Consider the following 18,939-nt stretch of genomic DNA (forward strand, 5'->3'; position numbering starts at 1 on the left):
ATGAAGAAGCACGACGAAATGAAGATTTAGTACGTACCAAGTATAAGAATGAAAAGTATATAATCATTCTCGTTAGTGAGATAAGAAAAGGAGCCAAAAGTAATTGCAGTGCCGTGAGATTTGTGTCGTTAGAGAGAAAGGAGCCAAAAGTTGTAAGCGAACACCAAAGATTTGTATCGTTTAGTGAGAAAGGAGCCAAAAGTGGGAAGTGAACACCAAAGATTTGTATTGTTTCGGAAGAAAGAAGACAAATCATGGTGTTTCCCTGCTGGTTTTGTCTCCTTAAAGAGTCTGTACCATAGCGTAGTCCAGCCCATAGACTTCCGCAGGACGAAAAATGGCTGGTAGAAGGGGTATCAGCACATGAATTATTTCAAAATGTCCGCTATGTGCCACTTAACTTAATCCCAGATAGTTGTATAGTATTTATGTCAATTAGGATCGGGTGAAGTGTGCCAGATCCCTCCAATGAGAAAAAGGATATTTTTATCAATTGTTGCGCATGAATGACTATATTTTTGTTACAATATGGTAAATGCTGTTTGGAAAAGGGGTGCGTAAAGTTGAAAGAGCGGATGAAAGAGTTAGGGTGGAAAAAAATATTACTTTATTCTGTTATTAGTATCATTTTACTTGTGATCATAGGCTTTACCATAATATTTGGTGCGTTATTGATATTAGATCAATTTGATGATCGTTATCAGGAACCAGTGAGTTACGAGTTAGAGGATTGAAGCCAATTGAAAGAAGCTGCCCCAGATAAACTGTAATTTGCATGGGAGCGCTACATTTTTGAAACTAGTTACTATTTTATGCAATCCGCAGTTTGTTAACTTCAAATCATTCCCTAAACATTTCTTGCGAATGATTAATATATTCTCAGATGTGCAAGTTAATAAGCCTGCTAGTTGAAAATATTTGGAATCCATTCTCATTATTTTGATGATAGCCTTAAAAAATGAACTAATGAAAAAGAAAGAGTCATAACGAAGCTTTTTTTGCAATAATATCCGTATAAGAAAGTATCTGAAAATAGGAGTGATTCAGTGCGAAAATGGCATATAAAATTAGCTCTATTACTCACGTTTCTAGGTGGTATCGGAATAGTTGCAATCATTCCATATGAAATGACCATCTTAATGAACAATGAATTTTATCAATCAAGTCCCGAGGCCATGCCAGTTTCATTAGTTGTAACGGTAAACTCTATTATCGACATTTTGCTATTGTTTGTAATGGTGTTAATTGGCGTAAGACTACAAGAGAGAACTAGTTTAAAAGCTCCGATATTAGAGAGACTTATTTACGGAAAAAAACCACAAACCCTCTCAAAAAAATGGATGATAATCGGTATTTTGGTAGCGTTTATTGGTTCCCTTATCACGATTTTTCTAGACTTATTTATATTTTCTCCTATGATAGAAATGCCGGAGGATCAAACCACCGTTACTAGTTGGTGGCAAGGCTTGCTTACTCTTGTTTATGGAGGTATTACAGAGGAACTCATGCTGCGTCTGTTTGGTATGACACTAGTTGTCTGGCTGTTGGCGCGAATAACAAAAAAGGAAAAAGGAAATATCCCCAGAAGCTTCTACTATATTGCAATATTTCTCACAGCCATTTTATTTGGAATAGGACATTTGCCAGCTACGATACAAGTATTCGGTGAATTGTCTGCTATCATTGTTATACGGGCTTTGGTTTTAAATGGTCTTCTTGGTTTATGGTTCGGTTACTTGTATTGGAAAAAAGGCTTAGAGTATGCAATGGTTGCACATATGTCAGCAGATTTCTTTCTTCACGTATTATTTGTATCCATCTTTCATTAACCAATCTGATGGCTGGCAAATGTAGCGGTAGACAGATATAAATAGATACTTCGAGAAGAGCACAATTATAAAAATAAATCGTATTGTCCAAACTTTTTCCTCTTCTCTGCATTCATTAGTAGTAACGTAATGAAGGGAGAGTTATATAAATTGAATGAGGATTTAATTATTTTTATGCATATCCCTAAAACAGGAGGAACAACATTAAATTCAATTTTCAGAAGACAATACGAAGAAAATCAATTTTATAACCATCTGTTACCAGACGAGATGAAATCGAAGTATATGGAGCTCAACGAATTAGACAAAAATAATATTAAGGCTGTTGCTGGACACTACTTTTACGGTATTCATGCTATTTTTTCTCGACCCTTTTCCTATTTCACCATGTTGCGTGATCCGGTAGATCGAGTGGTATCCCTTTATTATTATTATCAGAGTAAGCCAGCCGTTTTTCCGAAGTTTAAGGATATGACATTTGAAGAATTTATAAACAAACACTCGGAAGCGCATAATTGCCAGACAAAAATGATAGCTGGATTATCCGAACCAACTATTGATCTAGCAAAAGAAAATTTACGAACGTTCAGCGTAATCGGACTTAACGAAAGATTTGATGAATCACTGATTCTTATGCAAAAAGCTTTGGGATGGAATACGCTTGAATACGAAAGACTTAACATTACCAAAAAGCGTCCGCTGAAAAGTAAGCTGTCAAAGGAGTTTATCTCATTAATCGAAGACAACAATCAATTAGATATCGAATTGTATCAGTATGCACAAGAGCTTTTTGAGCAGCAGTTGCAAAATGGCCTTGAGAAAAAAGATTCATGATAACCACGAACAGGGCAGCCTTTTCAGGTGAATGGGCTGCCCGAGTTAATCATTAGCTATTCCTCAAATATCCCTTTCCAAATCTCTACCTTTTCTTCAAAACTTTTATTATAACGGCCAGGAATCGGACTGGTAGAAGGCAGCATTCTCACCTCATATTTAGCCATTAAATGCGCAAAGTGTTTGCGAAAGGTTTGATACGATTTTGTACCATTACAACCAATTCTCTTAATAGTAGGATAGGTATCGAGTAGTTCTTCCAATTGGTTCGGATCCGCATCTGTTATACTGGAATCGAGACTGCCTTCTCGGTAGCAGGCTCCAATCACATCCCATAGGGCAATTCCTTTATCATGTAAAAAAGAAACCTTTTCCTGATAGGTTTCCATCCACTCCTGTTGATAAATCTCAAATAATATCGGCCAGAAATGGTTTCGTAGATTGCCATAATACTGCTGTTTCTTTAAGGATTGTTTTCCAGGAATAGAGCCAAGAATCAAGACACTAGCCTGTTGATCAATAATTGGTTCCAATGAATATATTTTCTGATTAGCCATGTCTATCTCACCTTTCCACCTATCTCTTATCATAAAATTATATCAGATGTGAGTCGTCTATAAAGGAAGGAAATCGCATAATTAATAGAAGATAACAGCAACCTTTGATGGTACACTGTAATAAAGTCCGATAAGCCATCGAAAAGGAGAATGATGATGTGGAATGATAATCAATTTACTCAAGTACTTAACATTCAATATCCGATTATCCAGGCTGGAATGGCAGGTGGTCCAACAACACCGGAGCTTGTCGCCGCCGTTTCTCGTGCAGGCGGGCTGGGAACATTAGGCGCAGGATATATGAGAGCCGAACAAATGAAAGAAGCGATTCAGCGAATAAAGGAATTAACGGATAAGCCTTTTGGAGTCAATCTTTTTATTCCAGAAATACCCGATGTATCTGAAAGAGAGATCGTAAAAACCAATGAATTATTGCAGCCATTTCGCGAAGAATTGAAGCTAACGGAACCAGAGATCACAGCGCCATCAACAGAACTTTTTGAAAAACAGCTCGAAATTATTCTCCAAGAAAAAATAGCTGTCTGCAGTTTTACTTTTGGTGTCCCGTCAAAGCAAGTCATTCACAAATTACAAGAGCGAAATATTATAGTAATCGGTACGGCTACGACAGTAAATGAAGCCAGCATCAACGAAGAAAATGGTGTCGATATGGTGGTGATGCAGGGAAGTGAAGCAGGGGGCCATCGTGGTACGTTCGCCAATACATATGAGAACGGACTGGTTGGAACGATGTCACTTATTCCGCAGACGGTCGATCAGGTGAACATTCCTGTGATAGCGGCTGGAGGAATCATGGATGGAAGAGGTGTTTTAGCAGCTCTTACCTTAGGTGCTCAAGCAGTTCAAATGGGTACGGCTTTTCTGACTGTGTTGGAAAGTGGTGCGAAACAGCAACATATCGATGCTATCTTGAACAGTAGTGAAGCACAAACTGTTATTACTTCAGTTATCAGCGGTAAACCGGCAAGAGGGATTCAAAATGAGTTCGTCAGGAAAATGACACCATATGAAAAAAGCCTGCCAGATTACCCGATTTTAAATTCTTTGACTAAATCGATTCGAAGTGAGGCAGCTAAGCAGAATCGCTCGGAATACATGCATATGTGGAGCGGCCAATCACCTCGCTTAAGCAAAAGACAATCGGTCGGAAAGCTTATCACTGACATTGCGGATCAGGTAGAGGAGATAATGAAAAGCAGATGATCGAAACGGGCATATTTTCTGTTATTATATAAAAACTGAAGAAGGAAGTGATCATTTTGAACAAACAGCAAGTGTCAGAAACAGCCAGGAAGTATGGTTTGGAAGTGAAAGTAAATATGATTTCATTCAACGAGTCAGGCTTAGATTTTTTGGTTGCTTATGCGGAAGATACTGAAGGAGAAGAGTGGGTGTTAAGGCTTCCGAGACGTGACGATGTGATGCCGAGGACAGTTGCTGAAAAGAAAGCACTGGATCTCATCGCTAAACACGTTCCTTTTCAAGTTCCGGTTTGGTCGATCTATGAAGACGACATCATTGCTTACAAAAAATTAACCGGCACACCTGCGGGAACGATTGATCCAGAGATTCAAAACTATGTGTGGGAGATGGATTACGAAAATGTCCCGGAACCATTTCACCAGACGTTAGCTAACGTATTGGCCGCGCTGCATACCGTACCGGCGGAAGAGGCACATTGAAGCCGGGCTATCTGTTCAATCAGCAGAAGAGGCAAGGTTTTCGATGAAGGAACGTATGGAGAAGGTGAAAGCACAGTTCGGGGTAAGCGAATCTTTGTGGAATCGCTGGCAGCAATGGGTGAATAATAAAGAACTGTGGCCTGTCCAAACTGGGCTGATTCATGGCGATCTGCATGCTGGTCATACGATGATAGATCAGAAAAATACGAATGTAGTCGGCTTGATTGACTGGACCGAAGCGAAAGTAACCGATGTATCAAGTGACTTTGTTTTTCAATACCAGGTATTCGGTGAAGGTGCTTTAGCGAAACTGATCAACTATTACAAGAAAGCGGGAGGGATTTACTGGCCTTCCATGAAAGAGCACATCATCGAGCTTAGTGCTGCATACCCTGTAGCGGTTGCTGAGTTTGCGATTACTTCTGGTCTGAAAGAGTATGAGCAGATGGCGAAAGACGCAATGGGGAGTGAATAGAGTACTGGTGGGAATTTAACTGCAATTTTTGTCATCACTGTTTTGAAAATAAAAGCTAGATTAAGGAGTTGTGCATATTGACTAATTATAATATCGATCGTGACTTTGATGAGTTAAGAAGCACGAGGCTTCCTTTTTATCCAATGTTATTACCAGTCCTTAATAAGCTTGTTCAAAGAAAAAATAACAAAATAAATCTACCTGATGAATGGAAAGTATCAAAAGAGAAAATAAAAGGGTATAAAAATGGTTAAATCTCTATCACGATTTATGAGCCTGTTCATGCAGTCACTGAAAATTGGATTGTCTATTTTCATGGTGGAGCTTTTGCTATTAAAGAAGCACCTTATCATATTAATTTATGTGCAGATTATGCATTAAATACACCTTGTAAGGTTATATTTGTAGATTACCGGTTATTGCCTAAATATAAATTTCCTTATGGTTTAGAAGATTGTTATGCAGCCTGTAAATGGGTTAGCTCTCAAGCTGCTAAACTGAATATTAATAAAGACAAGATTGCAATTGGTGGCGACAGTGCCGATGGTGCTTTAGCGGCAGGAGTTGCCTTGTTAGCGAGGGACAGACAAGAATTCACCATAAACTTTCAATTGTTAATTTACCCTGTAACGGATAAGAAGCAATCCACGGATTCAATGAGAATGTTCCATGATACACCAATGTGGAATTCAAAACTGAATAAAAAAATGTGGGATTTATACTTAAAGAATGTATTAACTGACAATTATGCTTCACCTATAGATGCTGAATCTCACAAAAATCTGCCAAACGCTTATGTGGAAGTAGCAGAGTACGATTGTCTGCGAGATGAGGGAATCGAATATGCAGAAGCTTTAAAGAATGCACAAGTATCGGTTCAACTTAATCGAACGAAAGGAACGGTCCATGGATATGATATGGTTGAATCAAGTGAAATAGTAGTTCAGAATAAGGCCTTGAGAATAAAGGCACTGCAAAATGCCTTTGAAGACTAATCCGAATGAAACGAAATTATTTAGCAAAAAGGAATTAATCCCATTGGTCATTTGGAATTAATTCCTTTCCGTTTAAATTCAGAAGCACTGATCATGTTTATTATTTTGTAAACATAGTATGCTTATAATACTTCATAAACCCAACAAACATCAGCAAAGCTCCAACTATATTACACGCAACCCGAAACCCGTGAACCATTAAAAATTCATTCGCCGTTTGCTTAAGAAACGCAACCGAATGAACCTCGGTCCCTTCAATAAACATAATGGTATTCCTCGGCCATTCAAAAATCATCGAAGCAGCCCCTTCCAAAACGATCATCAGCATACTGAACAAAATCCAGTATCGAGCAGGCCGAACTTTCCACGCAAAAATAAGTGCTAATATACCCGTGATAATACTAGCTGCTCCGAGAGGTGGACTGGCCACCGCCATGAACTCGAGGCCAAGTTCAAAAGACTCGGGAATGTTGTGAAAAATATTAGGATAGAGCATGAATGTATCCACCAGTATACTCCCTAACATAATCCACTGTAACCATAAATGAGAGGCTGCAGATAAAAATGATAATTGCTTCATAATGTTAAACTCCTTTTCCATTTGGTGTGAGTCCATCATAAGCGTTCATACTTATCTCATTATTATGGAATTCTTAATTTATTCTTAAATCTATGAAAGGGCTTGTAGAGTGTGCCAAAAAGAAGAGGGAACCATTATCAGGATTTATTGGTCTAATATAGAAAGATAAAAACAATTTATTGGAGGAATGTATGATGAGAGCACTCACTTTAATTGCTGGATTTCTAACAATATTGATTTCAATTGCAGCACAGTTATCTGCTATTATTGATGATTCTTATACTGTGGGTAACATATGGTTTCTTGGCGTTACTAGTGGAATCTTAACTATTATTGGAGCTTTTAAAATAAATAACAATAAACGGACTTCACTTATCTTGTTGATTATTTCCTTTATACTAGGTGTTGTATCCATTTTATATCTTTTTATTGTACCTGCAATACTACTTTTAATCACGATTACCTATTTATCATGGCCTAATCGTCCGTAATACCTTACTGAATCATTTCTTTCTTAGAAATTACTCCTTACGAGCAGGAATTTTTAACCTTTTGTTGAATGTATGGATAATAACAAGTTTTGTTACTTAGAAATGATGATTTGAACTATACAACAGAAAAGCAGGAGGTTATGGTAATGGAAAGTAATATATTAGGAACAAACGTTATAACTCAAATCGGGATTCTTGTTCATGATATTGAAAAGACAGCGCAAACCTATGCAGATTTTTTTGGAATGGAGAAGCCGCAGATAAATCAAACAGATGCACCTGAACTGGCTCAAACGGAATTCAAAGGTGAAAGCACCGCTGCAAGAGCAAAGCTAGCCTTTTTTGATATGGGTTCCTTGCAGCTGGAATTGATTGAACCAGATCAGCAGCCGAGCACCTGGCGTGAATATTTAGATGAACACGGTGAGGGTCCGCATCATATTGCCTTTGTTGTGGGAGGTTTACAAGAGAAAGTCAAAATAATGGAAGCGAATGGAATGCCTTTGGAACAAAAGGGTGAATACCCAGGTGGGCGCTATGCCTATATGGATACATTTAGAGACTTGAAGATAATTACGGAACTTTTAGAGAATGATGAATAACAGTATGGATGGAGGTGACCAGCCCGCTATGACCAGTGGGCTGACTCTATCTATGAAGATGAGAAAAGCGTTTTATCGGTTCAAACGGACAATGCGCCTACGAAAAGGAGAGGAGATGTCCGATAGAAGCGTTCAAACGGACAATCCGCAAACAAAAAGGAGCGGGACTGTCCAATAGCCCCGCTCTATCCATTTATCCTAGGTGAATCCCAACTGCTGTCACTCCGAAATGAGGTAGGTCTTGCCATCGCGCTGTTCAATTTTTCTTTCTTTCATTAGTTTCCCGAGTGCTCGTTTAAACGCTGCTTTACTGATATTGAAGGTTTCGCGAATCTCTTCAGGATCACTTTTGTCAGAAAACGGCATAACGCCATTGTTCTCCTCTAACAGAGTCAATATCTCGTCCGCATCTTCTCCCATACTGTGTTGCTTCAACGGTCGTAATGAGACATTTAGTGTACCATCATGCTTAACTTCAATCACACGTCCTTCTACTTGTTCACCTAAACGTGGTTCTCCCTTTCGCTCGGTGTGATGGATAAATCCGCGATAGCCTTCTTCAGTAATACATACGGCCCCTTCTCTGTCTGTACGATAGATGCGACCACTCACCGTGTCGTTTAATAGATCATCTGGTGCTGATTCGAACATTCTCTCAAAAATTCCTTCTGTTGCCGGTAGGGCGAGCAGGCGACCTTTCCGATCTTTCCCTAAAGAAACATAGAGTTCATCACCGACGATCGGCCATACGTCAATAAATAATGGCAGATCATCTTTCGATACGAGGATTTCTTTGGTTGTGCCAATATTAACAAAAACACCTAAGTGCGGTAAGACTTCGACCACTTCAGCCCATCCGTACGTATCGATTTGAATCGCTGGCAATTGCGTCGTCGCTACAGTTTGTCCTTTTTTATCCTGATAAACAAAAACTTCTACAGACTGCTCTGCTTCCAGTTCTTTATCCGTTTCGTTATGGTGCAGGAGGATGTCTCCTTCTAACACATATCCAGTATCTATTTTTCGCAGTACCTCCAGTGTCTGGTTTGTACCGATTTGATTCATCATATTAAGACCTTCTTTCTTCAATTATATGTATTGGAAAAGGGGCACTCTTACTATAAGAGTACCCCTTTGATTTATAAAGTAACACATAAGATTTATTATTATTTTTATATCCCGATAATCTCGGGTGGGAAATTCATTATTCAAATTTCACTTTACCGCGGTACATGTTCCACTGGTAATTTTCTAACTTAAGCAACGTAAGCCCTACCTGCTCTTACGTCCTTGCGACCCCGAAGTCGCGCCAGTGTGAATAAGCATCTTCAAAAACTTTCCGTAGAATGCCAGATTCACTTATTAGTTACTTCATATTTGTTAACCTTATTATGATCTCATAAAAGAAAAGGATTGTCAATGTTTTTTTGCGAAACTTCCATTCTCCAACCAAGCCGTTTCCTCTTTCGTTAATAAAATGCTCGATCCTTCCAAGCAAGAGAGAAGCTCATGTTCGTTCTGGGCGCCGATCAATGCACAGGTGGGAAAAGACTGATTCAGTACATACGCTAAGGCAATCTGGATCGCTGTCACACTTTTCTGCTCTGCTAATTGTTCGGCTCGTTTCAACCGGTCCCAATTTGCGTCACTATAGAACACACGTACAAGGTCTTGATTACTTCGATCTTCTGGTGTAAATCGTCCAGTGAAAAATCCTCTTGCCTGAGAAGACCATGATAACAGTGGTAATTGTGTCTGTTCATGCCAGTGTAGGTCCTCACTGTCACTGGAGACACATCCCTTCCAGAAAGGTTCGTTTGCCTTGGCTAAACTGAGGTTCGGACTGTTGAATGAAAATCCTGTTAAGCCATTAGCGTCGGCATACTCATTGGCGGCCTGAATCCGTTCGGTTGTCCAGTTGGATCCGCCGATTGCTTTAATGCGACCTGCTTTGATTTGCTCGTTTAACGCATCGATGATCTCGCTAACGGGAACTTCAGGATCATCCCGGTGCAGAGCATACAAATCAATATAATCCGTGCCAAGTCGTTCTAAACTTTCAAAAAGGTCCTGACGGATGGCGTCGGCATTGACGCGTGGTCCGTTTTGATCGTGATGGGCACCTTTTGTTAAAATAACGATATCGTCGCGATTATTGCGCTCTTTTAACCACATCCCAATTGCGACTTCACTCTCGCCGCCACAATAAATGTGTGCCGTGTCGATCGTATTCCCGCCAATCGCAACATACCGGTCCAGTACCTGACATACTTTTTCATACACATTCGGTTTAAAATAATCAGAGCCTTGAATCAACGTTGTGACAGGCTTATCAAGCCCTTTTATTTGAATCGTTTTCATTTTTAAGCGACCTCCTTAGATTTCAACACGTCTTCTTTCCTCCGCAGAAGTAAGGCAAGCGTCGAGTACTTTCATGTTTAACACCGCATCATCAGCTGGATATGGTAATGCCTCACCGCTTTGAATGCTTTTTCCAATCACATCAGCCTGAAGGGCATACTGATTGACGTGTGGAACTTCGATCTCCTTTGTTCCCTTATTGGTGTGCAGGTAAAAATGATCCTGCTCATTTTGATTGGCAACAAAAGCGGATGGCAGTTCGATTCGGCCTTCTGTCCCGATAATCTCCAACCGGTTACGAGAGGCAGCCCACATGCCACAATCAAAGCTTAGAGCAATCCCGTTATCAAATTCTAAAATCCCCGCAGCCATCATATCGACGTGATCATGCTCTTCTGAAAAGAATGCATGGACTGTTGCGGCTTGTGGCTCTGCTTTCATAATCATTCTCGCAGCACTAATCGGATAAACACCGACATCATATAAAGAACCACCACCCCAATCCTTTCGATAGCGGACGTTTTCCTTTGCAGCAGCGTTATTGAAGGTGAATGCACCGTGTATACCGCGGATTTCTCCGATCTCACCGGATTGAATGATTTCCTCGATCATTTGATATCGTGGATGATACCGGTACATAAAGGCTTCTGCCAAAACGACTCCTGCTTTTCGGCTGGCTGTTTCCATCTCCTCTGCTTCCTTAGCGTCTAAAGCAATTGGCTTTTCACATAATACATGCTTACCAGCTTCCATTGCTTTGATCGCCCATTCTTTATGCAGGTGGTTAGGTAATGGAATGTAAACGGCATCAATTTTGCTATCTTGTATTAATGCTTCATAGCTTCCATAGGCAACCGGAATTTCTAACTCTTTAGCGGCTTCTGTTGCATGGTCCAGATTACGGCTGGCGATGGCATAGACTTCACCTGTTTTGGATTGTTTGATGCCAGGAATAACGGCTTTTTTTGCGATATTTGCTGTGCTGATAACTCCCCATTTAATCGTCATGTTTGTACCTCCTGTATAACTTTGTTGTTATTATAAGCGATTGTGATTAAAATGAAAATAGAAGCTTTTTGCAATAAGATAACACAATATTGTCCTGAGAAAGAGGGGGAGCGATGAATCGTCAAGTGCTATTACCAACGTTAAAAAAACATGCCTATATGATCCTTCCGGAATCAGTCGGTGCTTATCAGATGGCTGCAGATCATCAGGTCTATCGTGAGGCGGGTTCGTTAGATAATTTTAGTATTCATATTGTTCTTGCTGGTACTGGTTTTGTAGAAATGGATGGTAAGCAATTTACGCTGCAAAAAGGGGATGCCTTTCTTTATTTCCCGCAGCAGGAACAGACTTATTTTAGCAGTTCGGTTGATCCGTGGAGCGTCAGATGGGTTCATTTTTACGGAAGTACGTTAACTAACTTTTTGTCAGAGATTGGCTTTGGTCGTTTTACCTTGTGGCGATTACCAGATTTGATAAGGCTGGTGAAGGAGCATGAGTTATTGTTGCAGGAAGCAGAGGAGAACAGCTTTTTGCAATTATCACAATTATCCACTCTTACGTATTCCTTCTTGTCCTGTTTTACTAACCAAGCCGTTCCAAGGGAATCAAAATCAAATCAGGAAATTGATTTGCGGATCCAATCCCTTTTGCCGAAAATGCAGGAGAAGGCACCCGAACCATTCGACTTGGAATATTGGGCAGCCGAAACAGGAGTAAGTACGTATTATTTTTGCAGATTGTTCAAACGTGTCACCAAAATGACGCCGATGACCTTTGTCACCTTATGTCGTTTACAATGGAGTAAACAATTACTGCTGGAAGAAAAAAATCTCACCGTCAAAGAAATCGCCGAACGCTCCGGTTATCCCAACCCGAGCTATTTTAATAAGCTATTTCTGGAGAATGAAGGAATCACCCCAACGAAGTATCGGCAAATGTATGTGTGAGAGCAAACTGTAAGAGAGCATTTTTATTTGAGAATGCTCTTTTTTTATGCCACAGAAAAGCTCCTATGAATCGCTTCACTGCAGTCCTGCGTATGAGCTAAAAGTAATATTGGTAAGCATTAGCTAAGAAAAACAATTCATGGAGATTTGTATCGTTTAAGCTGAAAGGAACCAAAAGTTGGGAGCAACACATCAAGATTTGTATCTCGTTTAAGCGGAAAGGAACTAAAAGCAGGGAGCTGCACATCGAGATTTGTATCGTTTAAGCGGAAAGGAGCCAAAAGTAGGGAGCAACACATCAAGATTTGTATCGTTTAAGCGGAAAGGAGCCAAAAGCAGGGGGCAACACATCAAGATTTGTATCGTTTAAGCGGAAAGGAACCAAAAGTAAGGAGCAGCACATCAAGATTTGTATCGTTTAAGCGGAAAGGAACCAAAAGTAGGGAGCAACACATCAAGATTTGTATCGTTTAAGCTGAAAGGAGCCAAAAGCAGGGGGCAATACATCAAGATTTGTATCGTTTAAGCGGAAAGGAACCAAAAGTAAGGAGCAGCACATCGAGATTTGTATCGTTTAAGCGGAAAGGAGCCAAAAGTAGGGAGCAGCACATCAAGATTTGTATCGTTTAAGCAGAAAGGAGCCAAAAGCAGGGAGCAACACATCGAGATTTCATTGGGCACTACAGGAATCGTAATTCTAGCATGCGCGCGCTTTGTTTTGTAGCCGACTGGAACACTAACCTAGCACATTAAATAATTATCATTTCCCCTTGTGTAAAACCACTTTTCTAAGCTGTCTATTATCACTCTACTCCCAAGATCAACCACTCTCCAAACTTAATAGAACATTTTCAATAGATTAACACTTACTTAACAATTCGCCTGTATATTTATCAGTGTAAGGAAATTGTATTTGAGTTGTATACAAGTTACGTACAATATGACAAATCTGAACGAACAACAATTAATCTAAGGGGATGAAGGTTATGAAAAGTTTGTTAGGAAGAATGGTTTTACCGCTTTTATTCGTATTTATTTTAGCAGCATGCAATAACGCAGAAGGTGCCACAACAGCAGAAGCGGAGTCTGGAAATGGTGAATGGCCAGAGTCGATTACATTGGTACAGATGCCGGACGAAAATAATCCGACAGAAGCTGCGACTATGCATACTTCTTTAAAAGAACATATTTCTGAAGAACTTGGTATCGAAGTACAGGAATTTGATGGTGGAAGCTATGCAGTTGGAATTGAAGCAATGGCTGCGGGGAATCTTGATGTTATGCTGGCAAGCCCGATGAGCTACTATCAGGCAAAACAAAAGGCAGGCGCGGAATTATTAGTTACACCTGTCGTGCCAGGAGGAACCGAGTATTACACTGATTTTGTTACACAAGCAGACAATGAGGACATTAATAGTTTAGAAGATTTAAAAGGAACTAACTTTGCTTTTGTTAATGCCGCTTCTTCTTCTGGTTACCTTTATCCAAAGGCTACGCTGGTACAGGAATTGGATTTAGATCCGGACAAAATTGAACAATCTGGTTATTTCTTTGAAAATGTCGTGTTTTCTGAAGGACACCCAAATAGCTTGATGGGTGTAGCGATGGGAGATTACGAGGCAGCAGCTGTCGCTCACCAGGTGATGGAAATGATGGGGGAATCAGATAGTTTTAATCCAGATGATATCAAAGTGATTGGCCGTACATCTAACATTCCGGATGCATCTTATATTGTTCGAGGTGACTTACCGGAAGATTTCAAAAAAGCATTAAAGGATGCCTTCGTATCATTTGAAAATGAAGAATACTTTGAGGCACTTCATGGTGATGCGGGCACTCGATTCGAAGCAACCGAAGCGGATTATTATGATCCGGCAATCGAAATGTTAGATACCATTAATGCGTTAGAGGATGTGCAGGAATAATGGAAGCAGTATTATCAATACGAGATTTAGTCAAAGTATATGGAAAAGAAACGCGTGCGCTCAATGGCATTTCTCTAGATTTTTATCCTGGTGAGTTTATCGTTGTGATTGGCCCATCAGGAGCGGGGAAATCTACTTTTATCCGTTGCATCAACCGTCTGGTCGATCCAACGGAAGGTGATATTGTATTTGATAATCAGCATATGGAAAAATTTAGCGGGCGAAAATTGCGTGATCAACGTTCTAAAATCGGTATGATTTTTCAGCATTATAATCTAGTGAGCCGTACCAATGTGATTAAAAATGTGTTGCATGGCCAATTAAGCAATACTCCTTTATACAAGAGTTTACTAGGTTTGTACAGCCAGCAGGATAAACAAGAAGCAGTAGAGTTACTGAAAAAAGTCGGACTCGAAGACCAGATGTATAAACGCGCGGATGCCTTATCCGGTGGTCAGATGCAACGAGTTGGTATTTGCAGAGCGCTGCTCCAACGACCGAAAATTTTACTGGCGGATGAACCGATTGCTTCACTTGATCCGGTGTCTGCCAATATTGTCATGCAACAATTACACAGTATTTCGATTGAAAAGCAATTAACGTGTGTAGTCAATCTCCACCAGGTGGATTATGCCAAGCGATACGCGTCTCGAATTATCGGAATTAAAAAAGGGGAAGTGGTGTTTGATGGCTCACCGGCCCAGTTAACAGATTCGATGGTACGAGATATCTATGAAGGAAAAGAATCGCAAATGACATTGCAAAATAAAGGTGGAGCAGCTCAGGCGGTTGCGAATGAAGACGGAAAAGTGAGTGGAGCGGAACAATGAAAATGCGATCAACTAATCAAATTCCGATTAAACAAGGCGGATCCAGTAAAGCCATCATAACGGTATCGGCCTTGTTGGCAGCCAGCATTTTTAGTATCTATTATTTAAAATTAAGTTTTATCGACATGGTAATGGGATTGCCAAATTTCATCATGTTTTTCTTTCAGAAATTCTTCCCAGCGAATTTGGAGAATATCAAAGAATATATTCCTTTAGTAATTGACACGTTGGGATATGCCGTGATTGCTACTTATATTTCATCTATCGTTGCCTTTATTTTAGGTATCTTAATCTCGGAACATACGAATAAATTCAAACCACTACGCGTATTTGTCCGAGGTTTTATTTCAATCTTAAGAAATATTCCATTCATCATCTGGGGGGCATTATTGGTTTATATTTTCGGCATTGGTGGCATTGTCGGTGTCATCGCCTTAATTCTCGTAACAGTCGGTTTTCTTGGCAAAAGTTATGCAGAATCTATTGATGAAATTTCCGGTGATAAGCTGGAGGCATTGCAGGCGAATGGTGCGTCGTATTTTCAAATTTTATTTCATGGTGTCATCCCGCAATTTGTACCTGCCTGGATTAATTGGACATTATTTTCATTTGAGATAAACGTTCGTGCATCGACTGTTATCGGTTTAGTAGGTGCCGGCGGGATTGGTGTCTTAATTGATACCAATATTAATTTATTTAATTATGGTGAGGCGTTGACGATCATCACGGTCATTGTTTGTATTATTTTAGTAACAGAATACGTCACAAATTCGATTCGCAGTCGAATTGCATAACTCAATAGTAAGGGATGGAAAAAATAATGGAGCGTATACGAGTAACTTCAAAAGGGAGTGCCGTCAAATCAATATTAACTGCTTTTATCCTGGTCACCGTGTTTATTGGCTCGATTAAGCTCGTTAACCTAGATGTTCAGAAATTCTTTGAAAGATTGGAAAATGTGCCAGCTGTGATCGGGAGAATGATGGTGATCGATTTAAGTGTTATCCCAAATGCTTTACTAGCTTGTTTGACCAGTTTATCACTTGCTTTTCTGACATTAGTGGTATCGGTTATCATTGCCATGCTGTTGAGCTTTTTGGCAGCAAGAAACATTACGCCAAGCAACTATCTGGCCAATTTTATTAAAGCTTTTTTTGCGGTAATCCGTTCGGTGCCCGGTCTTGTCTGGGGATTAATGGTCATCGCCAGTCTCGGATTTGGCTATACATCAGGTTTCATCGCCATGTTGTTATCTTCGATCGGTTATCTGATTAAATTGTTTACCGGAAGTATTGAAGAAGTCGGTACCGATATTGTTGAAGCGATGCGGTCAACAGGGGCGTCTTGGTTCAATATTGTTTTTCACGGTTTAATTCCACTTTGTATTACTTCTTTCTTCGGTTGGATTACTGTCCGCTTTGAAGGGGACGTAGCGGAGTCGATCGGTTTAGGTATTATCGGTGTCGGTGGTATTGGGCTGCTTTTGACAAAAGCGATTGGTGCTTATGATTATGCCCAAACGACGACGATTCTGATTGTTATCTGTCTACTGATGTTAGTGCTGGAATTCTCGATGACAAAGCTGAAGACCATGGTGAAGTATGGGGAAAGCAGATAAACAGGAGGAAAAGAAGATATGATCAAGAATGCAAAATTAAATTGGGTTCGTTTGCCATTAGTGAGCGTCGACAATTGCCGTGAGCTAGGCGGTTACAGTACAGCGGATGGTCAGCAGACAAAATGGCACGAACTATTACGATCCAGTGATATGAGCAAGTTAACCGAAGAGGATATCACTTTTTTAAATGAGTACGGCGTGAAGACGGTCATCGATTTACGTGGTGAAGATGAAATCGTGGCAAAACCTAATGCATTAGTGAAGGAGGATTTCTGTCACTATTACAATTTTCCGTTTATCACGAAGCAGGTATCTAATATTACTTATTCCACTACAGAAAAACGATTCATGGGAGACTTTTACATTGAATTACTGGAAGATAATAAAGTGCTCCATGACATTTTCTATCGTATCGCACATGCTGAGGAAGGCGGAATTATCTTTCATTGCGCAGGCGGTAAAGACCGAACGGGAATCCTGGCCATGATGCTTCTGAGCTTAGCCGGCGTCGAGAAAAAGGACATCATCTCCAATTATGAAGTGAGTTATACCAACCTAAAGACGATGCACACAGAAGAGGATCTCCCTGAAGGTATTCCGGTAGATTATATGTACTCGAAAGGGGAGTACATGGAGAAAACGTACGAGTATCTCACAGCTACATATGAAACGGTTGAACAGTATTTATTAGCTAAAGGCGTGGAACAGGAAGTCATTACACTGGTGAAGAATCGATTGATTGATAAGGGTTCAGTTGTGACTATATAATTTTGAAAAGCTTACAGACAAGTGTTAGGGATGTTTGTAAGCTTTTTTATTTTGATTTTAATGCAATTCGATCAAAAGAATTTTATTTGAAAGCATTATGAACGAAAGAAGGCCACATTCGACCAAAAGAGCCTCAAATCAAAGCAGTTATGAACGAAAGAAGGCCACATTCGATCAAAAGAGCCCCACATCAAAGCAGTAATGACCGAAAGAAAATCCGCAGTGGCAATAATATTCCCAGTCCAATATATATTTATGGTAAAATAGTCATAATTATATATGCTTGGTGGTGTAACTGTTATGGAAAACTATCATTCTACCATTATAGGAAAGGGCGAGCCTTTAATTTTCTTACCTGCGACAGGTTTTCCCGGTATAGAAGGGTTAAATATAGCTGAATATCTATCAGATACATATGAGTGTCATTTAGTAGATCTTCCCGGTATCGGAAAAAGTGAAGGGATATCAGACAAAGTTACCGTTGCTAAAATTGCCCAGTGGATAAAGGTGTACATCGATCACCATCAAATCGATCAAGCAGTATTTGTGGGGCATTCGCTGGGGCGGGATTAGTGATGTGCTTTGCGACATTATATCCAGATCATGTGGCGAAGATAGTATTATTGGACCAAGGTCACAAAAAAATGCCCTTGTTCCCGAAAGAGTATGGTCTATTTCGATTTGCAATTCCCTTGGTAAGTGTATTTGAGAGTGTGTTTGGTAACGCCTTTGTCAAAATAATAGAAAAACCTTTTCTAGCAGTAGAGTCGGAGGTAGAAAAGGAACAATCCATGGAGAAATTTTGTGACAGGTTTTATCTTGAAGAATCGGATTACATAAGAAAGGCATTCCGTGAAGAAGTGCCCGTTAACAGGGAAGGAATCCGTTTGCTGTTTGGCTACTATCGTTTACATTTACCTAAACTGCTTCATCGCATAACTGCCCCTTGTTTACTTATCTATGCTTCCTTCAAAGATAAGAACATGAAAGAAGAACAAGTAACGGCTAAGGAAATCGAACATTTGCAGCCAAATCAAAATATCGAACTGTTTAAAATGGATACGCAACATTATATGCATTGGGAAGATGAGGAATGCTTAGTTAAAATCAAAGCATTTTTGCTAGATTAGAATAGATTAATCATTCGTTCTTAGACAACCTCCCTTCGCCATAAAATAGTTCTGAAGGGAGAGATGCTGATGAAGTCACTAGACTGGACGATGATCGTATTTGTCAGTTCGACGTTATTGCATGAGTATTGGATACTAACAGGCCTGCCCCGCATTTACTATTGGGATGTAAAAAGGCAGCATATAAATCATGTGGACGAGACGGAAGATATGAAAAAAACAGCTTAATCCTTATCAGCCATGGAACCGTCAATCTATCAAAAAAGTGCCAGACCTCACTAAAAGA

Annotated in this window: 22 protein-coding genes and 1 pseudogene; 18 read left to right on the forward strand and 5 right to left on the reverse strand. The window is 39.9% G+C overall.

Features of this window, described 5'->3' with window-relative positions; genetic code table 11:
- The first annotated feature begins 563 nt into the window (after nucleotides 1-563).
- The 3 genes from MUN87_RS19080 (at nucleotide 564) to MUN87_RS19090 (ending at nucleotide 2,663) form a co-directional block, all read left to right on the forward strand.
- On the forward strand, nucleotides 564-734 hold the full coding sequence (locus MUN87_RS19080; protein ID WP_244742908.1) for a hypothetical protein: 171 nt from the start codon (nucleotides 564-566) through the stop codon (nucleotides 732-734).
- A 312-nt stretch (nucleotides 735-1,046) separates the two neighbouring features.
- A complete protein-coding gene (locus MUN87_RS19085) occupies nucleotides 1,047-1,829 on the forward strand; it encodes a CPBP family intramembrane glutamic endopeptidase (RefSeq protein ID WP_244742911.1) in 783 nt (260 codons plus the stop codon).
- A gap of 129 nt (nucleotides 1,830-1,958) precedes the next feature.
- Nucleotides 1,959-2,663, forward strand: a complete 705-nt coding sequence (locus tag MUN87_RS19090) for a sulfotransferase family 2 domain-containing protein (RefSeq protein WP_244742914.1) — start codon at nucleotides 1,959-1,961, stop codon at nucleotides 2,661-2,663.
- 56 nt (nucleotides 2,664-2,719) lie between these two features.
- On the opposite strand, the gene MUN87_RS19095 is transcribed toward MUN87_RS19090, so the two are convergent.
- Nucleotides 2,720-3,220: a DNA-deoxyinosine glycosylase gene (locus MUN87_RS19095; RefSeq protein WP_244742916.1), complete on the reverse strand. Its 501-nt coding sequence runs from the start codon at nucleotides 3,218-3,220 to the stop codon at nucleotides 2,720-2,722.
- Nucleotides 3,221-3,376: 156 nt separating this feature from the next.
- On the opposite strand from MUN87_RS19095, the gene MUN87_RS19100 reads away from it, so the two are divergent.
- The 4 genes and pseudogenes from MUN87_RS19100 (at nucleotide 3,377) to MUN87_RS19115 (ending at nucleotide 6,393) form a co-directional block, all read left to right on the forward strand.
- The gene (locus MUN87_RS19100; protein WP_244748013.1) at nucleotides 3,377-4,444 is read left to right on the forward strand and encodes an NAD(P)H-dependent flavin oxidoreductase; all 1,068 of its coding nucleotides are present in this window, start codon (nucleotides 3,377-3,379) and stop codon (nucleotides 4,442-4,444) included.
- A 116-nt stretch (nucleotides 4,445-4,560) separates the two neighbouring features.
- Nucleotides 4,561-5,398: pseudogene (locus MUN87_RS19105) on the forward strand (macrolide 2'-phosphotransferase).
- 77 nt (nucleotides 5,399-5,475) lie between these two features.
- The gene (locus MUN87_RS19110) at nucleotides 5,476-5,652 is read left to right on the forward strand and encodes a hypothetical protein (protein ID WP_244742919.1); all 177 of its coding nucleotides are present in this window, start codon (nucleotides 5,476-5,478) and stop codon (nucleotides 5,650-5,652) included.
- Between the two features lie 48 nt (nucleotides 5,653-5,700).
- Entirely contained in the window at nucleotides 5,701-6,393 is a 693-nt protein-coding gene (locus tag MUN87_RS19115; protein WP_369414032.1) for an alpha/beta hydrolase, read from the forward strand.
- A 100-nt stretch (nucleotides 6,394-6,493) separates the two neighbouring features.
- Here the strand turns inward: MUN87_RS19115 and MUN87_RS19120 are convergent, their stop codons facing one another.
- Entirely contained in the window at nucleotides 6,494-6,973 is a 480-nt protein-coding gene (locus MUN87_RS19120) for a hypothetical protein (protein ID WP_244742922.1), read from the reverse strand.
- A 191-nt stretch (nucleotides 6,974-7,164) separates the two neighbouring features.
- Here MUN87_RS19120 and MUN87_RS19125 point away from each other — a divergent pair, with 191 nt between their 5' ends.
- Nucleotides 7,165-7,464, forward strand: a complete 300-nt coding sequence (locus MUN87_RS19125) for a hypothetical protein (protein WP_244742924.1) — start codon at nucleotides 7,165-7,167, stop codon at nucleotides 7,462-7,464.
- Nucleotides 7,465-7,610: 146 nt separating this feature from the next.
- Nucleotides 7,611-8,066: a VOC family protein gene (locus tag MUN87_RS19130; protein ID WP_244742927.1), complete on the forward strand. Its 456-nt coding sequence runs from the start codon at nucleotides 7,611-7,613 to the stop codon at nucleotides 8,064-8,066.
- Between the two features lie 219 nt (nucleotides 8,067-8,285).
- Here the strand turns inward: MUN87_RS19130 and MUN87_RS19135 are convergent, their stop codons facing one another.
- From MUN87_RS19135 to MUN87_RS19145, 3 genes are all read right to left on the reverse strand, one after another.
- Entirely contained in the window at nucleotides 8,286-9,134 is an 849-nt protein-coding gene (locus tag MUN87_RS19135; protein WP_439649636.1) for a CvfB family protein, read from the reverse strand.
- Nucleotides 9,135-9,482: 348 nt separating this feature from the next.
- Nucleotides 9,483-10,427: an aldo/keto reductase gene (locus MUN87_RS19140; protein WP_244742930.1), complete on the reverse strand. Its 945-nt coding sequence runs from the start codon at nucleotides 10,425-10,427 to the stop codon at nucleotides 9,483-9,485.
- A gap of 15 nt (nucleotides 10,428-10,442) precedes the next feature.
- Nucleotides 10,443-11,435, reverse strand: a complete 993-nt coding sequence (locus MUN87_RS19145) for a Gfo/Idh/MocA family protein (protein WP_244742932.1) — start codon at nucleotides 11,433-11,435, stop codon at nucleotides 10,443-10,445.
- Nucleotides 11,436-11,548: 113 nt separating this feature from the next.
- On the opposite strand from MUN87_RS19145, the gene MUN87_RS19150 reads away from it, so the two are divergent.
- From MUN87_RS19150 to MUN87_RS19190, 9 genes are all read left to right on the forward strand, one after another.
- Nucleotides 11,549-12,382, forward strand: a complete 834-nt coding sequence (locus MUN87_RS19150; RefSeq protein WP_244742935.1) for an AraC family transcriptional regulator — start codon at nucleotides 11,549-11,551, stop codon at nucleotides 12,380-12,382.
- A gap of 986 nt (nucleotides 12,383-13,368) precedes the next feature.
- A complete protein-coding gene (locus tag MUN87_RS19155) occupies nucleotides 13,369-14,307 on the forward strand; it encodes a phosphate/phosphite/phosphonate ABC transporter substrate-binding protein (protein WP_244742937.1) in 939 nt (312 codons plus the stop codon).
- Nucleotides 14,307-15,137 (forward strand): phosphonate ABC transporter ATP-binding protein, encoded by an 831-nt coding sequence (gene phnC / locus MUN87_RS19160; protein ID WP_244742940.1) that lies wholly within the window; start codon nucleotides 14,307-14,309, stop codon nucleotides 15,135-15,137. Before MUN87_RS19155 ends, phnC begins: the two co-directional genes overlap by 1 nt.
- Complete coding sequence (phnE, locus tag MUN87_RS19165) at nucleotides 15,134-15,931, forward strand: phosphonate ABC transporter, permease protein PhnE (RefSeq protein WP_244742943.1); 798 nt, start codon at nucleotides 15,134-15,136, stop codon at nucleotides 15,929-15,931. The genes phnC and phnE overlap by 4 nt, the downstream gene beginning before the upstream one ends.
- Before the next feature lie 26 nt (nucleotides 15,932-15,957).
- Nucleotides 15,958-16,755 carry a PhnE/PtxC family ABC transporter permease gene (locus MUN87_RS19170; RefSeq protein WP_244742946.1) on the forward strand — a complete coding sequence of 266 codons (798 nt, stop codon included), beginning with the start codon at nucleotides 15,958-15,960 and terminating at the stop codon, nucleotides 16,753-16,755.
- Nucleotides 16,756-16,773: 18 nt separating this feature from the next.
- Entirely contained in the window at nucleotides 16,774-17,523 is a 750-nt protein-coding gene (locus MUN87_RS19175; protein WP_244742948.1) for a tyrosine-protein phosphatase, read from the forward strand.
- Between the two features lie 300 nt (nucleotides 17,524-17,823).
- The gene (locus MUN87_RS19180; RefSeq protein ID WP_244742951.1) at nucleotides 17,824-18,096 is read left to right on the forward strand and encodes an alpha/beta fold hydrolase; all 273 of its coding nucleotides are present in this window, start codon (nucleotides 17,824-17,826) and stop codon (nucleotides 18,094-18,096) included.
- Nucleotides 18,097-18,098: 2 nt separating this feature from the next.
- The gene (locus tag MUN87_RS19185; protein WP_244742954.1) at nucleotides 18,099-18,653 is read left to right on the forward strand and encodes an alpha/beta fold hydrolase; all 555 of its coding nucleotides are present in this window, start codon (nucleotides 18,099-18,101) and stop codon (nucleotides 18,651-18,653) included.
- Nucleotides 18,654-18,722: 69 nt separating this feature from the next.
- Nucleotides 18,723-18,881 carry a hypothetical protein gene (locus tag MUN87_RS19190; protein WP_244742956.1) on the forward strand — a complete coding sequence of 53 codons (159 nt, stop codon included), beginning with the start codon at nucleotides 18,723-18,725 and terminating at the stop codon, nucleotides 18,879-18,881.
- The last annotated feature ends 58 nt before the right edge of the window (nucleotides 18,882-18,939 follow it).

It is taken from the genome of Gracilibacillus salinarum (assembly GCF_022919575.1).
GTDB classification, from domain to species: Bacteria; Bacillota; Bacilli; order Bacillales; family Amphibacillaceae; genus Gracilibacillus; species Gracilibacillus salinarum.

What these genes read in the sequence shown, in the direction of transcription:
- MUN87_RS19090 (WP_244742914.1), top strand. Translation starts at nt 1,959, where the DNA reads ATGAAGGGAGAGTTATATAAATTGAATGAGGATTTAATTATTTTTATG.
- MUN87_RS19095 (WP_244742916.1), bottom strand. Translation starts at nt 3,220, where the DNA reads ATGGCTAATCAGAAAATATATTCATTGGAACCAATTATTGATCAACAG.
- MUN87_RS19100 (WP_244748013.1), top strand. Translation starts at nt 3,377, where the DNA reads ATGTGGAATGATAATCAATTTACTCAAGTACTTAACATTCAATATCCG.
- MUN87_RS19120 (WP_244742922.1), bottom strand. Translation starts at nt 6,973, where the DNA reads ATGAAGCAATTATCATTTTTATCTGCAGCCTCTCATTTATGGTTACAG.
- MUN87_RS19125 (WP_244742924.1), top strand. Translation starts at nt 7,165, where the DNA reads ATGATGAGAGCACTCACTTTAATTGCTGGATTTCTAACAATATTGATT.
- MUN87_RS19130 (WP_244742927.1), top strand. Translation starts at nt 7,611, where the DNA reads ATGGAAAGTAATATATTAGGAACAAACGTTATAACTCAAATCGGGATT.
- MUN87_RS19135 (WP_439649636.1), bottom strand. Translation starts at nt 9,134, where the DNA reads ATGATGAATCAAATCGGTACAAACCAGACACTGGAGGTACTGCGAAAA.
- MUN87_RS19140 (WP_244742930.1), bottom strand. Translation starts at nt 10,427, where the DNA reads ATGAAAACGATTCAAATAAAAGGGCTTGATAAGCCTGTCACAACGTTG.
- MUN87_RS19145 (WP_244742932.1), bottom strand. Translation starts at nt 11,435, where the DNA reads ATGACGATTAAATGGGGAGTTATCAGCACAGCAAATATCGCAAAAAAA.
- MUN87_RS19150 (WP_244742935.1), top strand. Translation starts at nt 11,549, where the DNA reads ATGAATCGTCAAGTGCTATTACCAACGTTAAAAAAACATGCCTATATG.
- MUN87_RS19155 (WP_244742937.1), top strand. Translation starts at nt 13,369, where the DNA reads ATGAAAAGTTTGTTAGGAAGAATGGTTTTACCGCTTTTATTCGTATTT.
- phnC (WP_244742940.1), top strand. Translation starts at nt 14,307, where the DNA reads ATGGAAGCAGTATTATCAATACGAGATTTAGTCAAAGTATATGGAAAA.
- phnE (WP_244742943.1), top strand. Translation starts at nt 15,134, where the DNA reads ATGAAAATGCGATCAACTAATCAAATTCCGATTAAACAAGGCGGATCC.
- MUN87_RS19170 (WP_244742946.1), top strand. Translation starts at nt 15,958, where the DNA reads ATGGAGCGTATACGAGTAACTTCAAAAGGGAGTGCCGTCAAATCAATA.
- MUN87_RS19175 (WP_244742948.1), top strand. Translation starts at nt 16,774, where the DNA reads ATGATCAAGAATGCAAAATTAAATTGGGTTCGTTTGCCATTAGTGAGC.
- MUN87_RS19180 (WP_244742951.1), top strand. Translation starts at nt 17,824, where the DNA reads ATGGAAAACTATCATTCTACCATTATAGGAAAGGGCGAGCCTTTAATT.
- MUN87_RS19185 (WP_244742954.1), top strand. Translation starts at nt 18,099, where the DNA reads ATGTGCTTTGCGACATTATATCCAGATCATGTGGCGAAGATAGTATTA.
- MUN87_RS19190 (WP_244742956.1), top strand. Translation starts at nt 18,723, where the DNA reads ATGAAGTCACTAGACTGGACGATGATCGTATTTGTCAGTTCGACGTTA.